This window comes from Streptomyces sp. YIM 121038 (assembly GCF_006088715.1).
GTDB lineage: Bacteria > Actinomycetota > Actinomycetes > Streptomycetales > Streptomycetaceae > Streptomyces.
The window spans coordinates 522,980-536,325 of sequence record NZ_CP030771.1 but is presented as its reverse complement, the minus strand read 5'-3'; the positions used below and the strand labels follow the sequence as shown (position 1 = coordinate 536,325).

Genomic DNA, 13,346 nt, shown 5'->3' with positions numbered 1-13,346 from the left:
GTGTCCATGGACGGTTCGTGCGATGTGCCGAGAGCATCGCTTCCTCAGAATGATCAAGAGCTGCGGAAAGGGAGACACCCTCCGCGGGGAACCGATGGTCGAGAGAGGAACAGCGCATGACCCCAGGGCCCCAGCGAGCCCGTCCTGGCAGTGCGGAGCTCCAGGCACTCGTCGACGAACTCGCGGAGAAGCTGGGACGGTCCGTCGCGGTCGACGATCCGCTGGTCCGCATGGTGTGCACGAGCCGCCACTTCGGCGACGAGGACCCGGTGCGGATCGGCACGCTCCTCCAGGGCCGCGCCGACAACGCGGCCGTCCGCCACGTGCTCGCCCAGGGCGTCGCCCGGTGGTCGAGGCCCGGATTCATCGACGGCCGCGACGACCTCGGCATGCTGCCGCGCTACGTCGTGCCGCTGCGCGAGCGCGGGCACCTCCTCGGCCTGCTGATGGTGGTCGTGCCGGACCGGACGCTCGGCGAGCACGACACCGAGGCCATCGCCTGGGCCGCCGACCTGATGGCCGCCCAGATGTACCTGGAACACCTCGCCGCCGACACCTGGAAGACCGACGAGCGGACCCTGGTCCTGGACCTGGTCGACTCCCACCTCGCCACGCGCACCGCCGCCCGCCGGCGCGCGCTGGAGCGCGGCCTGCTCGGGGAGGCGGAGCACGTCCTCGTCACCGTCGTCCGGCTGAGCCGCGGCACGGAGCCCGTACGGCAGTCCGAAGCGGCCCTGTGGGCGGCGTTGGAGGGCTTCCGGCAGACGCGTTCGGCGCAGGGCATCACCGCGATCGACCAGGAGCGGGCGATCCTGCTCCAGCTGTGTGACCGGCCGCCCCGGCCGACCGAGATCGCCGCACAGTCCGCCCGCATCCTGGAGGAACTCGCCACCTTCCTCGACCCGTCCACGACACCCGTGATCGGTGTCGGCGGCAGACACCCGGGCCTGCACGGCGCCTGGACGTCGTACGAGCAGGCGCTCGTGGCGGCCCGCGCGGCGCGGCGGCTGCCCTCGCTCAAGGGCGTGGGCGACTGGGACCGGCTGGGGGAGTTCGCCGTGCTCCTCCAGCTTCCCGAACACGCCCTGAACGACTCCCTCGTGCCGAAGCCGCTGCGCAGCCTGACCGACGCCCACGGCGGCGAGCGGCTGCGGGACACCCTGCGGAGCTTCCTCGAACACGCCGGGTCCATCCCCCGGACCGCGGACGCGCTGCGCCTGCACCGCACCTCGCTCTACTACCGGCTGCGCCAGATCCAGGAGATCACCGGGCTCGATCTGGACGACGGCGCCCACCGCCTCACCCTGCACCTGGGGCTGCGGATCGAGGAACTCCTCGCCACGGGGGACGACACGGCCGCGTGCCCCGGCGTGATCCCGGCCTCCGCAGGGCCGAGAAGCGGTGCTTCGACAAAACGAGGATGATCGCCCGCCGGATTCCTACAGCACGCGGTGGTGGCGGCGGAGCGCCGCGTCCGAAGATGAGCGGGACGGGGCGGGCAAGCGGTAAACCGCCTGTGACCAGGGAAGAGGCCATGAAGGAACTGATCACGACGGACGGGGCACGGCTCGCGTACCGGGACAGCGGCGGCGGGGGAGTCCCCCTGATCATGCTGCACGGCTGGGGCCAGACACAGGCCATGTTCCGCCACCAGCTCGCGGAGCTGGCGCCCGGCCGTCGCGTCGTCACCGTCGATCTGCGCGGCCACGGCCTCTCCGGCAAGCCGCGGCACGGCTACCGCATCGCCCGCCTGGCCCGTGACGTGCTCGAACTCGTCGACCACCTGCGGCTGCCGCGCTTCGACGCGCTGGGCTGGTCCATGGGCGTCTCGGTCTGGTGGAGCTTCGTCGACCAGTACGGGACCGGCCGGATGCGGCGCTTCGTCGCCGTCGACCAGCCCGCGGCGGTCGCCGCCGTGCCCTGGATGACCGAGCGGGAACAGCGCGACTGCGGCGCCCTCTTCGACGTACCGGCACTCCTCGACCTGGGGGCCGCGCTCGCGGCGCCGGGAGGCGACCAGGTGCGGGCCGACTTCGTCCGCGGCATGTTCTCCGGCGAGCCCGACCCGGAGCTGCTCGCCTTCGTCGCCGGGCAGCTCACCGCGACCCCCGCGTACGCCGGTGTGCCGCTGCTGTTCGACCACTGCGCCCAGGACTGGCGGGACGTGCTCCCCAGGGTCGACGTGCCGACCCTGGTGATCGGCTGCGAGGGAAGCCACGTCCACCCCGACTCGCAGCGGTTCGTCGCCGAGCGGATTCCCTTCGCGCGGCTGCACGTCTTCGCCGCCGACGTGGCGAACTCGCACTTCCCCTTCCTGGAGAACCCGGCGGCCTTCAACGCCGTGGTGGAGGAGTTCCTGGCCGAGGAGGCAGGGCCGCGGCCCTGACCCGCCCGCCGCGATCCGCGGGTGCCCGCGCGAGCGCCCCGCCCCACCACGAAGAACCGTACGGCTTGGAGTCCCCCATGACACAGCCAGTGATGTCACCCGTGCCCGAAGCGACGACGCGGCCCGCGGCCGCCGGCGCCGAGTGGCTCGTGCGGATGCTCTCCGACATGCCCGGCGAGCAGGAGGGCAAGTTCCTCTACCTCGGCATGCACGTCCGCGGACCGGTGAGCAGTGTCCGCGCGGGAGCCAGGACGTTCTTGGAGCCGAACGACCTGGTCTTCTGCGACCCGGCCCGGCGCCACCTGCTGCGGTTCGGCGACGACTGCCAGATGCTCTTCTTCCGGATCCCCCAGTGCTATCTGGGCGTCTCGGAGGCCGAGCTCCACCAGGTGGTGGGAGTCCCCGTGCGCGGCGGCGAAGGGCTGGGGGCACTGGTGTCGGGCTTCCTGTCGGCGCTCGCCGCCGAGGCGGAGCTGCGCCGGACCACCGTCGGGGACCGGCTCTCGCGCACGGCCGTGCACCTGCTCTCCGTCCTGGTCGTGGAGCTCCTGGAGACGGACACGGCCGCGGGGGCCGCCCGCGGTGCGCGGGGCGGACAGGAGACGCTGGCCCGGATCCGGGCCTTCATCGAGGAGCATCTGATGGACCCCGACCTCTCCCCGGAGTCGATCGCGCGCGCCCACCACATCTCCGTCCGCTATCTGCACAAGCTCTTCCAGAACGACGGCACCACGGTGAGCCAGTGGGTGCGCCGCCGCAGACTGGAGTCCTGCCGGATCGAGTTGGGCCGGTCCCACCGGAGGTTCACCATGGCCGCGGTGGCCCACCGCTGGGGCTTCAGCAGCCCCTCGCACTTCAGCCGCGCGTTCCGGGGCGCGTACGGGATGTCCCCCAGCGAATGGCAGTCACTCGCCACCTCCGCCTTCGCCCCGAAGGCGGCCTGAGCCCGGCGTGCGCTGTCGTGGCAGCGGCGGTGCGCCGCCGTGCCAGCGGCGCCGCCGCACCCGCCCTACCGTGGGCGACCAGCTGCACGGACCTCCTTCGTGGACCACGGCGTGACGCCCCGCACGTGGCCCGACACCGAGAAGAGAGCTGCCCATGACCACCCCCCTGCCCACCGTCGTCCTCGTGCACGGTGCCTTCGCCGACGCGGCGACCTGGATCGGCGTCATCTCGGAACTGCGGAGCCACGGCATCCCGGTCCTCGCCCCACCGAACCCGCTGCGCGGCCTCGCGTCCGACGCCTCCTACGTCGCTTCCGTCGTCGCCCAGATCGACGGGCCCGTCGTCCTGGTCGGACACTCCTACGGCGGGGCGCTGATCACCGTGGCCGGTGCCGCGGACAACGTCGTCGGGCTCGTGTACGTGGCCGCGTTCGTGCCGCACGAGGACGAGACCCTGGGGGAGTTGCAGGGGCGCTTCCCCGACTCGCTGCTGCCGGGCAGCCTGAAGGAGTGGACCTACCCCCTCCTCGACGGGGACAGCGCCGTCGAAGTCACCATCGACGAGGCGGCCTTCCCCTCCGTCTTCGCCGCGGACGTCGCCGAGGAGATCACCAGGGTGCTCGCGGCGGCCCAACGCCCCCTCGCCGCCACGGCCTTCGCCGAGACGGCCTCCGCGGCGGCCTGGCTGACGAAGCCGTCCTGGGCCCTGGTGGCGGGGGCCGACCGGGCGATCCACCCCGAGGTGCAGCGCTTCTGCGCGCGGCGGGCCGGGGCCGTCGTCGTCGAACTCCCGGACGCCTCGCACGCCGTCGCCCTGTCCGCACCCCGGCAGGTCGCCGAGCTGATCGGCGACGCGGTACGGGCGACGAGCTGACCGGCCCCGACGGGACCCGCGGGGCCGCTGGTTATGCTGCGGCCCATGGACATAGTGATCCCGCTCTTCGACGACTTCGAGCCGCTCGACGCGATCGGCCCGTACGAGATCCTCGCGTACCTGCCCGGCACCACCGTGCGGTTCGTCGCCGCCGAACCCGGCCCGGTGCAGGACACCCTGGGCTCCCTGCCGGTGCACGTCGCGACCCGGTACACCGAGGTGGAACACTGTGACGTCCTGCTGATCCCGGGCGGAGGCAGCGCCGGGGCCATGACGCGGAGCCCCGAGTTCCTCGACTGGGTGCGCCGGATCCACACGGACACGCGCTTCACCACCTCGGTCTGCACCGGCTCCCTGGTGCTCGGCGCGGCGGGCCTCCTGACCGGCCTGACCGCCACCACCCACTGGGACGCGGCCGCCCAACTGGAGTCGTACGGCGCCACGTACACCCCCGAGCGGGTCGTCCGGCACGACCGGGTGATCACCTCGGCGGGGGTCTCCTCCGGCATCGACATGGCCGTCCAGCTGGCCGCCCTGCTCACCGACGAGGTGACCGCGCAGGCGATCCAGCTCTACACCGAGTACGACCCGCAGCCGCCCTTCGACAGCGGCTCGGTGGCCAAGGCCCCGGCCGAGGTCCTCGCCCGGGCCCGCACCCTGCGCTAGCCGGACCGCCCGCCCTGCCGCCGCCGGCGCCCGTGTCAGCCGGGCCAGGTACCGGTCAGACGGCGCACGGCGGTGGCTCCCGCGCGGTCCACGGCCGCCTTGGACGCGGCGAAGATCGCCCCCTGCAAGGTGGCGGCGAGCAGCACCTGGCTCCAGGCGCGCTCCTCGTCGGTGGCGTCCGGGGCGTCCTCCTCACGGCCGATCACCTTCCAGGCCTGCTGGAAGAGCGCCCCGGCGACCATGCCGCTGACCGCACCGAGCGCGAGACCGACCGGCTTGTACGCGATCTTCGAGGCCTTCATCCGCTCATCCGTTCCGCCGCCGGTACGCCAGCCACACCAGGGCGGCCGCGCCACCCGCCGCAAGGAGCACGGCGCGGTTGTTCCGGGCCGCCCGCGCGCCCTGGGCGGTCCTGGCCCGCAGGGGCTCGGGCGCCTTCTCCTCCCACACGCGTCCGGTACGGGCCGCCTGGGCGCGGGCCTGGACGGCCTTGTCCTTGACGGGGGCCGGGAGGTCGGGCAGCTTGTCCTGCGCCCGCGTTGCGGCGTCGGCGGCCTTGTCCTTGAGTTCCCTCGCCTTGACCACGGCCTGCTCCTTGAGCTCGCCCGCCTTGGCGACGGTCTGGTCCTTGACCTCGGTGGCCTTCTCCTGGGCCCGGGCCCTGACATCGGCCTTGGCCGCGAGGGCCTCCACCGTCCCGGCGAGCTCGTGGCGGGTCCGCTCGACCTGGTCGCGCAGTTCCCGCGGGGACTCGGCGGACTCGTCCTCGTGCGGCAGTTGGGTCATCGGTGCGCACTCTCCTTGATCTCGGCCACGTCGGCCTTCACGTTCTCGATCGTCTCCTCCGGCACGGGCGGCGCGGCCCGGGAGACCTCCTTCTTCCCCGTCACCGCCATCAGCGCGGCGACCAGGCCGAGCACGGCGGTCACCACGAGGGCCGCCGCCCACACCGGCAGCGGCACCGCGAGGGCGGCGATCGCGGTCGCCACCAGGGCCTGCAGCATCAGGAACCCGACGAGGCCCGCGCCGCCGAAGAGGCCGCCGCCCTTGCCGTACCGCTTGCCCTTCTCCTTCATCTCCGCCTGCGCCAGACGCATCTCGCCCCGCACCAGCTCGGTCAGCTGATGGGACGCGCGCTGCACCAGCTCGCCCACCGGCTCCGCGGCCGACGGGTGCGGGGCCTGCCCGCCCTGGGGTCGCGTATGCGACACGGCGTTCACCTCCTGTCGTGAGCTACCTTCCGGCCCGGCGCGCCGCGGCGCCCGGCCACCCGTGGACGCGAGTACCCCGAACCGGCCGGATGCTGCCTGCCGGGATCCGGCGAAGTGCCGCAAGGGGCCGCTCAGGCGGCGTCCCTGCGCGCGCGCCGCTCGGCGCGCCGACGGCGCCCCGAAGGTTCGCCGGAGCTGTGCACCAGGCGCAGGTGCCGCCCCCGCGCGTGGCGCGCCCTCGGCGTGTCGTCGAACAGGCGGCCCTCGAGGCGATCCATCGCGTACAGCAGCACTGCCAGGACCGGTAGCAGCAGAAGTGCGACGGCGATCACCACGTGGATCCCTCCCAGCAGGCGACTCTCCTTCGGGTGCCCGTCGCGGCGCCGGGCACCGGCCGACGTATGTGAAGTTCTGGTGACCATCGGACGCCCGATCCGTGGGCGCGTGCGCCACCGCGACCGCCGGGGCGCCGCCGTGACCTGAGGGGCCCCCGGTCTGCCCTACGGGGTGCCCCGACGGCCCTGCCCGTGCGGACGCCCGGTGGCTACAACGGTCGGAGGAGTACGCCGTGGAGGAAGGAGACCCGTGCGGGCACACGAAGAGCTCCCCGGGGCGAAGACCGGGAGCGCGGGACGGGCGCGCCACTCGGCGGCGCCCGCCCCCTCGGGCCCGGTGCGCGGGACGATGGACCCCTCGGAGGTCATGACGATCCAGCGCCTGGCGGGCAACCAGGCGGTCGCGCGCCTGCTGACGGAGGACCGGCACGCCCACGGGCCCGGATGCGGTCACGGCGGGGCGAAGGAGGGCGGCCCCGCCGATCACCAGGCGCTGATCGCCGAGGCCATCGACTCCCCGACCACCACGATTCCCGGCCCGCTGATGGACCGGGCCGAGACGTTCTACCAGAACGACTTCTCCGGCGCCCGGTTCCACGACGGCCCCGTGGCACAGCGCGCCATCGAGGCGATGGGCGCCCGGGCCATGACGATCGGCCCCCACGTGTTCCTGCCCCCGGGGGCGACCCAGGACCTGTCGCTGATCGGGCACGAGTTCAGCCACCTCAACAACAACTTCAGGGGTGTGCCCGAGACGGGCAGCGCCAACGGCGCCGGGATCCCCGTCACCGACCCCGACCAGTCCTCGGAGCGGACGGCGGACGTCGAGGGCGACGCCTTCGCCGCGGGCCTGGAGACCGCCCCGTCCGTCACCGTCCAGCGGGCGGTGCGGGACGGAGCGGACCGCGCGGACCCGCACGCGCCGGGCCCCGGCCCGTCCGCCCCGGTGCAGCGCGCCGCGCAGGGCGACCCCATGGATCTCGACAGCGCGGAGGAGTTCGGCAGTTCGGACCTGGAGGAGCTGGCCCACCTCACGGACACCGCACCGCTGGAACGCATCAGGAGAATGACGCCTCAAGAACGGGGAGCGGAGTTCAAGGCCGCGCTGCGCGCCCAGTTCCTCGCCTCGGGCAAGTGGGTCGTCCGCTCCGCGTCAGGAGGCGAGTTCCAGGCGCGGACCGCCGTACAGGGAGAGTCGTCGCCGCGGGACTTCGAGGACCAGCCGGAGGTCCGGCGGCTGCGCTGGATCGCCACCGTCACCAAGCAGTACCTGGTGACGAAGGAGCGCAGCCCGGGCTCGCGCACCTTCTTCAACCCCGTGGAGGTGCAGGCGGCGATCGACGGCGAGGGCAAGCTCGTCATCGCGGCCAACGACATCTCCTCGAACGCCCACTTGGCCTGGTTGCAGCAGAACGGGGTCCGGGACCTGCTGGGCCACATGATCGCCGCGGCGAAGCGCCCCGCGCCGAAGCCGGACGCGCCGAAGGACGAGAAGGACAGGGGCGAGCGGGTCAACGCGCACTTCGAGGCGGCGGAGCACCTGCACGAGGAGGAGACCGCGGGACAGGGCAGCGGCGGCGGGGCCGGCAGCGGCGCAGTGGTCGTCGCGCGGGGAGGCGGCGAAGGGCTGCACGCGGAGCTGCGCATCCTCGCGCACAACGGCGGCGTCACCCCCGAGCACCTCGGCGGCACGAAGCGGCCGTGCGCCACCTGCTTCAGCAAGCTCTACCCGGACGGCTCGCCCAAGGGCGCCGACGGACAGGACCTGGTGCGCCCCGGCGCGTTCTACTCCGAACACTTCGCCAACAAGACGGTGAGTGCGTACCAGGACAGCGTCGACGTCCTTCCCGCCGCGCGGGCGGCGGCCGTCTTCGCCCTCATCGACGAGCACGTCCAGCAGACGTATGTGACCCTCACCAAGGACGGCGACGTCCTGGCCGGATACGGCTCGGAATCGGATCGCGAGAACTGATCCGCGCGGCCGTGACGGCGCTGGACTGCGGCAGCGCCCGCCGTGTGCCTAGGGCCTGCCCTCCAGCAGGTCGCGCAACTGCGACCGGGCGGTGACGCCCAGCTTGGGGAAGCTGCGGTAGAGGTGCGAGCCGACCGTGCGCGGGGACAGGAAGAGCCGCTCGCCGATCTCGCGGTTGGTCAGGCCGCGGGCGGCGAGCCCGATGATCTGCCGCTGCTGCGGGGAGAGTTCGGCGAGCGCGTCGGGGGCCGGGTCCGTGACGTCGAGCCCGGCGGCGCGCGACTCGGACCCGGCCCGCTCGACCCAAGGGCGCGCGCCCAGACGGCGGAAGGTCTCCAGGGCTTCGGCGAGGGGACCCCGCGCCTCCGCGACGCGGCGGCGGCGCCGCAGCCGTTCGGCCAGGTCCAGCAAGGTCTGCGCGCGCTCGAAGGGCCAGTACTCCAGGACCGGGTCCGCCAGGGCCGCCCGGAAGTGCGCCTCGGCGTCCCCGGCGTCCCCGGCGCTCTCGGCATCTCCGGTGTCGGGGCCCGCCCCCGCCAGCAAGCCGCGCGCCCGGCCGATCAGCGCCCGCAGGCGAGGGGACGCGTCGTCCGCGAGCACGCGCGCGGCACGCTCGACGATCTCCCCGGCGTCCTCGCGGCGGCCGCAGCGCACCGCCGCGGCGGCCAGGTCGGCGAGCGCCGGGTACGAGGCGTGGTAGTGCACCGGCGCGCCATCTGCCGTGAAGCACCTGCGGAGTTGGTCGTACGCGGCCTCGTACGCTCCTTCCACCGCCGACGCGGCACCGAGCGCGCGACGGGCGTAGACGTGGACCGAGCGGCTCTCCAGGGGGTCGACCAGAGAGAGCGCCTCCTCGGCGCGGGCACGGGCCGCCGCCGTGTCCCCCTGGAAGGCCAGCACGGTGGCCTCCACACACCTTCTTCCCCGGCACCACGAAGGAGGTGTGGGACGGCGGGGCGTCCTGGCTGAGCCCGCACTTCCTGGACGCCGGGACCAGCACCGTGAAGTCCGCGATCCAGACCTGGCTGCTGCGCAGCGGAGGCAGGACCACCCTGGTCGACACCGGCGTGGGAAATCACAAGGAGCGCCCCTGCGCCCCGGTCTGGAGCCGTCTGGAAACCGACTTCCTGGACCGTCTCGCGCGGGCGGGTGTCGCGCCGGCGGACGTGGACCTCGTCATCAACACGCACCTCCACGTCGACCACGTCGGCTGGAACACCTACCTGGAAGGTCGGGACTGGGTGCCGACCTTCCCCAACGCCACCTATCTGATGCCGAAGGACGACTTCGACTTCTGGAACCCCGAGAACGGGCACCAGCCGCTGCTCGGCCGCGGCAACCAGAACGTCTTCGAGGACAGCGTGGCCCCGGTGCACCGGGCGGGTCAGACGCTGCTGTGGGAACACGGCCACCGGATCGACGCGGACCTGCGCCTGGACGCGGCTCCCGGACACACGCCCGGCTCCTGTGTCCTGACCCTCACCTCCGGTACGGACCGCGCGGTGTTCGTCGGCGACCTGCTGCACAGCCCGGTGCAGATCCTCGAACCCGACGCCAACAGCTGCTTCTGCGAGGACCCCGCGGGCGCCCGCGCCACCCGCCGCAAGGTCCTCGGTTGGGCGGCCGACCACAACGCCCTCGTGATCCCCGCGCACCTGGGCGGCCACGGCGCCGCGGAAGTGGCGCGCGAGGGAGAGGCGTTCGCCATCAAGGGCTGGGCCCCCTTCGCCCCGTACACCGACCGGGCCTGAACCCCACGGAGAGGCGCCACTGTGCACCACCCACACCCCGACCCCGTCGTGACCACCGCCCAGGGACTCGTGCGCGGCCTGCGCAGGGGCGGCACCACCGCCTTCCTCGCCATCCCCTACGCGGCCCCGCCGCGCGGCGCCGCCCGCTTCGCGCCGCCGCGGCCGCACGCGCCGTGGCACGGCGTGCGCGACGCCACCGCGCCGGGGCCCACCGCCCCGCAGTCCGCGCGCGGGCTCGGCGGCCTGGACATGTCCCCCTACTTCGGCACCGGTTGGAGCCGCGGGGACGACTACCTCACCGTCAACGTCTGGGCGCCCGCCGAGGGCGGAGACCTGCCCGTCATGGTCTTCGTCCACGGCCGCGGCTTCGTCGCCGGATCGACGCGGTCCGCGCTGTACGACGGCTCGGCCTTCGCCCGCGACGGCGTCGTGCTCGTCACCCTCAACTACCGGCTCGGCATCGCCGGGTTCCTCGACGTGCCGGGCGCGCCCGCCAACCGCGGCCTCCTCGACGTCGTCGCGGCGCTGCGCTGGGTACGGGAGAACATCACCGCCTTCGGCGGCGACCCGCGGCGCGTCACCCTCTTCGGCCAGTCGGCCGGGGCCACCCTCGTCGGGGGCGTCCTCGCCGCCCCCGAGGCCGCGGGCCTCTTCGGCCGGGCGATCGCCCAAAGCGGCAGCGGCCTGGGGGCGTTCACCCCTGAGCAGGCCGCCCGCGTCACCCGGGCGGCGGCCGGGGCCCTGGGCATCGAACCCCGCGCCGACGCCTTCGCGGCGGTCCCCGACGACCGCCTGGTCCCCGTGGACCAGTACGCCCCCTCGACGCCCAAGGACGTCGAGGACGTGGCGGCGCGCTCCCACCCGCACCCCGAGCGTCTCGTCGAGACGTACCGCACGTCCCGCCCGGGGGCGTCCTTCGGCGAGCTGCGCTCCGCCCTCATGGGCGACGCGCTGTTCGGCGCGGGCAGCCGGGCCCTGGCCGCCGCCACCGCCGCCCACGCGGTCGAGCTGCCCTTCGTCTTCGACCTGGCCCACCTCCCTCAACTGCACGGACCCACGGCCCTGCTCGGTCCGGGCCGGGCCCCCGCGGCTCTCGCCTCCCGCGTGCACGCGACGTGGATCCGCTTCGCCGAGGCCGGCGACCCGGGCTGGGACCCGTACGACGACGAGCGCAGGGCCACGATGCGCATCGACACGGAGTGGACCCTGCTCGACGACCCGCGTGGCCAGGAAGGACGGGCCTGGCCGCGGAGCGGGCGGGCGCGGCGGAGGTCCGCCTCCGGATGCACACCTCCCGGATCGCCCCTAGCGTGACAGACGTCCCCAACCCCACCAGAGGAGTGACCGTGGGCGTGGACAAGGCCAAGGGCAAGGCCAAGGAGATGGTCGGCAAGGCCACCGGAAACGACCGCCTGGAGGCCGAGGGCAAGACCGACCAGGCCAAGGCCAAGATGCGGGAGGCCGCCGAGGAGGCGCGCGAGAAGGCCCAGGGCGTCCGCGACTCCCTCCGGGACCGCGACGACCGCTGACCACGCGCTGAACGGCCGCCCCGCCTTCGCGGCGGGGCGGCTCGCGCATGGCGGTCGCGAGCCTGGGCATACGGGTCGCTGTGCGACCCGGGGAAGTCCGGTGACTAGGGAGGTTCTCATGCTCATGGCCCACCCCGCGATCCTGCGTGACCTCGTGGAACAGTACGAGACGCTGCGGATCCTGCACGCCGAGGACGGCAGCCCGCAGGTCCGCCGGCGCATGGACGACGTCTCCTACACGCTGTGCGTGTCCACGGGCACCCGTGACGTCGACGCCGCCCTCATCGCGGCCCGCCACCGGCTGCCCGGCGCCCGGCCCGAGGACGACTCGCTGCTCGACGCGTGAATCCGCTGCCGCGGGATTCCCGCGAAAGACCCGTGTGAGAGGACGCCCGCTGGCGACTCGTGGAGGACAGGGTTGGGGCAACAGCCCTGGGGCCCTTCGCCACCACGTGGCTGCGGTGGCGAAGGGCCGCGCCGGTCACGGGCCGGTCCGGGCACATCCTCCGATCGTGAGACGAACCCCTGGAACGAGGCGCGGGGGCGGTGGGCGACGCTAAGGTGTCGGCCTGGAAGATGGTCAGGCAGCGGCCACTTCGTGCTCTCGCGCGCCATCTGGAGAACATCGCTCATGAGGCTGCCGCCCGTGCCCCGCACCCCGGTTACGGAACCCGTTGCTCCGCATCGTTGCTCGCCCTCCGACAGGGGGAGCACACCGCGGGACTCGTACGCCGTGCTGGTCGTCGACGACCACGCGGACAACCTCTTCGCCATGGAGCAGGTGCTCGTTCCCCTGGGACGCCCCGTCCTGCGCGCCACCAGCGGGGAGCAGGCGCTGCGCACGGTGCTGCGCGAGAACGTCGCCGTCGTGCTCCTGGACCTGCTGATGCCCGGCCTCGACGGCCTGGACGTGCTCGGCTATCTGCGCCGCCTCGACCAGACCCGGCAGCTGCCCGTGATCCTGATCACCGGGGTGGGGCGCAGCGACGAGCTGGCCGAGCGCGCCTTCCACCTGGGAGCGGCAGGATTCCTGATCAAACCGATCAGCCCCTGGGCCCTGTGCGCGCAGGTGGAGGCCCTCGCCGCCCTCTACACGCGGATCCGCGAGCCCGAGGCGGGCTGACCGGCCGCTCAAGGATCACTCGACGTCGGACGGGGGTTGCACAGCCGTGCCGGGGCAAGGAGCCTGGAGGCGGACGCACGCCCTGCCCGGATCGGAGGCCCCCATGCCGTTCGCCGTGTCCCGTGGCGGGTCCGAGCCGCCGCCCTCCTCGGGTGCGGACGAGGTGCGGGCCCTGGAGGAGGAAGCGGAGCGGCTGCGGCACGCGGCGCACGCGCACGCCCCGGTCGACCAGGCCATCGGCGTCGTCATCGCGGTGGGAGGGCTGAGCCCGCAGGAGGCGTGGGACGTGCTGCGGGAAGTCTCCATGCGGACCCACACGAAGCTCCGCGCGGTGGCCGAACAGCTCGTGGCGTGGGCGCACACCGCCGAACTCCCCTCGGCCCTGCGCGGCGAACTGGCACGCCAGTTGAGCCTGCGGCACCAGGAGCACGTGCCCCGGCCGACCGCCCCGGTCGCGTCGGCCGCGGCAGCCGACCGAGGTGTCCCGCTCCCCGACCCGCGGGGCGGGGAGCGGTAGGCGGGCTCACTGCCGAACCCTCCCAGGAGCGTAGTTGC

General features: G+C 73.7%; 15 protein-coding genes and 2 pseudogenes. 12 read left to right on the top strand and 5 right to left on the bottom strand.

Going from position 1 to position 13,346, the window contains the following annotated elements; translation table 11 throughout:
* Positions 1-116: 116 nt before the first annotated feature.
* From C9F11_RS02275 to C9F11_RS02255, 5 genes are all read left to right on the top strand, one after another.
* Entirely contained in the window at positions 117-1,424 is a 1,308-nt protein-coding gene (locus C9F11_RS02275) for a helix-turn-helix domain-containing protein (protein WP_138957648.1), read from the top strand.
* A gap of 110 nt (positions 1,425-1,534) precedes the next feature.
* Positions 1,535-2,386 carry an alpha/beta hydrolase gene (locus C9F11_RS02270; protein WP_138957647.1) on the top strand — a complete coding sequence of 284 codons (852 nt, stop codon included), beginning with the start codon at positions 1,535-1,537 and terminating at the stop codon, positions 2,384-2,386.
* Between the two features lie 77 nt (positions 2,387-2,463).
* Positions 2,464-3,330, top strand: a complete 867-nt coding sequence (locus tag C9F11_RS02265; RefSeq protein WP_138957646.1) for a helix-turn-helix domain-containing protein — start codon at positions 2,464-2,466, stop codon at positions 3,328-3,330.
* A gap of 154 nt (positions 3,331-3,484) precedes the next feature.
* A complete protein-coding gene (locus tag C9F11_RS02260; protein WP_138957645.1) occupies positions 3,485-4,204 on the top strand; it encodes an alpha/beta hydrolase in 720 nt (239 codons plus the stop codon).
* 45 nt (positions 4,205-4,249) lie between these two features.
* Positions 4,250-4,870 carry a DJ-1/PfpI family protein gene (locus C9F11_RS02255; RefSeq protein ID WP_138957644.1) on the top strand — a complete coding sequence of 207 codons (621 nt, stop codon included), beginning with the start codon at positions 4,250-4,252 and terminating at the stop codon, positions 4,868-4,870.
* Positions 4,871-4,905: 35 nt separating this feature from the next.
* Here C9F11_RS02255 and C9F11_RS02250 read toward each other — a convergent pair whose 3' ends face one another.
* The 4 genes from C9F11_RS02250 to C9F11_RS02235 all read right to left on the bottom strand — a co-directional run bounded on the left by C9F11_RS02250 (position 4,906) and on the right by C9F11_RS02235 (position 6,413).
* A complete protein-coding gene (locus C9F11_RS02250) occupies positions 4,906-5,172 on the bottom strand; it encodes a DUF4235 domain-containing protein (protein ID WP_138957643.1) in 267 nt (88 codons plus the stop codon).
* 4 nt (positions 5,173-5,176) lie between these two features.
* Complete coding sequence (locus C9F11_RS02245; protein WP_138957642.1) at positions 5,177-5,656, bottom strand: DUF3618 domain-containing protein; 480 nt, start codon at positions 5,654-5,656, stop codon at positions 5,177-5,179.
* Positions 5,653-6,081, bottom strand: coding sequence for a phage holin family protein (locus C9F11_RS02240; RefSeq protein ID WP_249401556.1), 429 nt, complete (start codon positions 6,079-6,081; stop codon positions 5,653-5,655). Before C9F11_RS02240 ends, C9F11_RS02245 begins: the two co-directional genes overlap by 4 nt.
* Before the next feature lie 131 nt (positions 6,082-6,212).
* Positions 6,213-6,413 carry a hypothetical protein gene (locus tag C9F11_RS02235; protein WP_138957641.1) on the bottom strand — a complete coding sequence of 67 codons (201 nt, stop codon included), beginning with the start codon at positions 6,411-6,413 and terminating at the stop codon, positions 6,213-6,215.
* Between the two features lie 253 nt (positions 6,414-6,666).
* Between C9F11_RS02235 and C9F11_RS48060 the strand changes: the two genes are divergently transcribed.
* Positions 6,667-8,388 (top strand): DUF4157 domain-containing protein, encoded by a 1,722-nt coding sequence (locus tag C9F11_RS48060; protein ID WP_249401555.1) that lies wholly within the window; start codon positions 6,667-6,669, stop codon positions 8,386-8,388.
* 48 nt (positions 8,389-8,436) lie between these two features.
* Here the strand turns inward: C9F11_RS48060 and C9F11_RS02225 are convergent.
* Positions 8,437-9,300 (bottom strand): annotated as a pseudogene (locus C9F11_RS02225) (helix-turn-helix transcriptional regulator); the annotation flags it as partial.
* Between the two features lie 23 nt (positions 9,301-9,323).
* On the opposite strand from C9F11_RS02225, the pseudogene C9F11_RS02220 reads away from it, so the two are divergent.
* From C9F11_RS02220 to C9F11_RS02195, 6 genes and pseudogenes are all read left to right on the top strand, one after another.
* Positions 9,324-10,139 (top strand): annotated as a pseudogene (locus C9F11_RS02220) (MBL fold metallo-hydrolase); the annotation flags it as partial.
* Positions 10,140-10,160: 21 nt separating this feature from the next.
* Positions 10,161-11,453 carry a carboxylesterase family protein gene (locus tag C9F11_RS02215; RefSeq protein ID WP_138957639.1) on the top strand — a complete coding sequence of 431 codons (1,293 nt, stop codon included), beginning with the start codon at positions 10,161-10,163 and terminating at the stop codon, positions 11,451-11,453.
* Between the two features lie 38 nt (positions 11,454-11,491).
* Positions 11,492-11,668: a CsbD family protein gene (locus C9F11_RS48455; protein ID WP_269078124.1), complete on the top strand. Its 177-nt coding sequence runs from the start codon at positions 11,492-11,494 to the stop codon at positions 11,666-11,668.
* A gap of 118 nt (positions 11,669-11,786) precedes the next feature.
* Entirely contained in the window at positions 11,787-12,014 is a 228-nt protein-coding gene (locus tag C9F11_RS02205; protein WP_138957637.1) for a DUF5133 domain-containing protein, read from the top strand.
* Between the two features lie 387 nt (positions 12,015-12,401).
* Positions 12,402-12,791, top strand: a complete 390-nt coding sequence (locus C9F11_RS02200) for a response regulator (protein ID WP_171075612.1) — start codon at positions 12,402-12,404, stop codon at positions 12,789-12,791.
* Between the two features lie 103 nt (positions 12,792-12,894).
* Positions 12,895-13,308 carry an ANTAR domain-containing protein gene (locus C9F11_RS02195; protein WP_138957635.1) on the top strand — a complete coding sequence of 138 codons (414 nt, stop codon included), beginning with the start codon at positions 12,895-12,897 and terminating at the stop codon, positions 13,306-13,308.
* Positions 13,309-13,346: the final 38 nt, after the last annotated feature.

Excerpts from the sequence above, each read along its gene's own strand:
- C9F11_RS02245 (WP_138957642.1), bottom strand. The coding sequence starts at position 5,656 with ATGACCCAACTGCCGCACGAGGACGAGTCCGCCGAGTCCCCGCGGGAA.
- C9F11_RS02270 (WP_138957647.1), top strand. The coding sequence starts at position 1,535 with ATGAAGGAACTGATCACGACGGACGGGGCACGGCTCGCGTACCGGGAC.
- C9F11_RS02275 (WP_138957648.1), top strand. The coding sequence starts at position 117 with ATGACCCCAGGGCCCCAGCGAGCCCGTCCTGGCAGTGCGGAGCTCCAG.
- C9F11_RS02195 (WP_138957635.1), top strand. The coding sequence starts at position 12,895 with ATGCCGTTCGCCGTGTCCCGTGGCGGGTCCGAGCCGCCGCCCTCCTCG.
- C9F11_RS02205 (WP_138957637.1), top strand. The coding sequence starts at position 11,787 with ATGCTCATGGCCCACCCCGCGATCCTGCGTGACCTCGTGGAACAGTAC.
- C9F11_RS02255 (WP_138957644.1), top strand. The coding sequence starts at position 4,250 with ATGGACATAGTGATCCCGCTCTTCGACGACTTCGAGCCGCTCGACGCG.
- C9F11_RS02265 (WP_138957646.1), top strand. The coding sequence starts at position 2,464 with ATGACACAGCCAGTGATGTCACCCGTGCCCGAAGCGACGACGCGGCCC.
- C9F11_RS02250 (WP_138957643.1), bottom strand. The coding sequence starts at position 5,172 with ATGAAGGCCTCGAAGATCGCGTACAAGCCGGTCGGTCTCGCGCTCGGT.
- C9F11_RS02260 (WP_138957645.1), top strand. The coding sequence starts at position 3,485 with ATGACCACCCCCCTGCCCACCGTCGTCCTCGTGCACGGTGCCTTCGCC.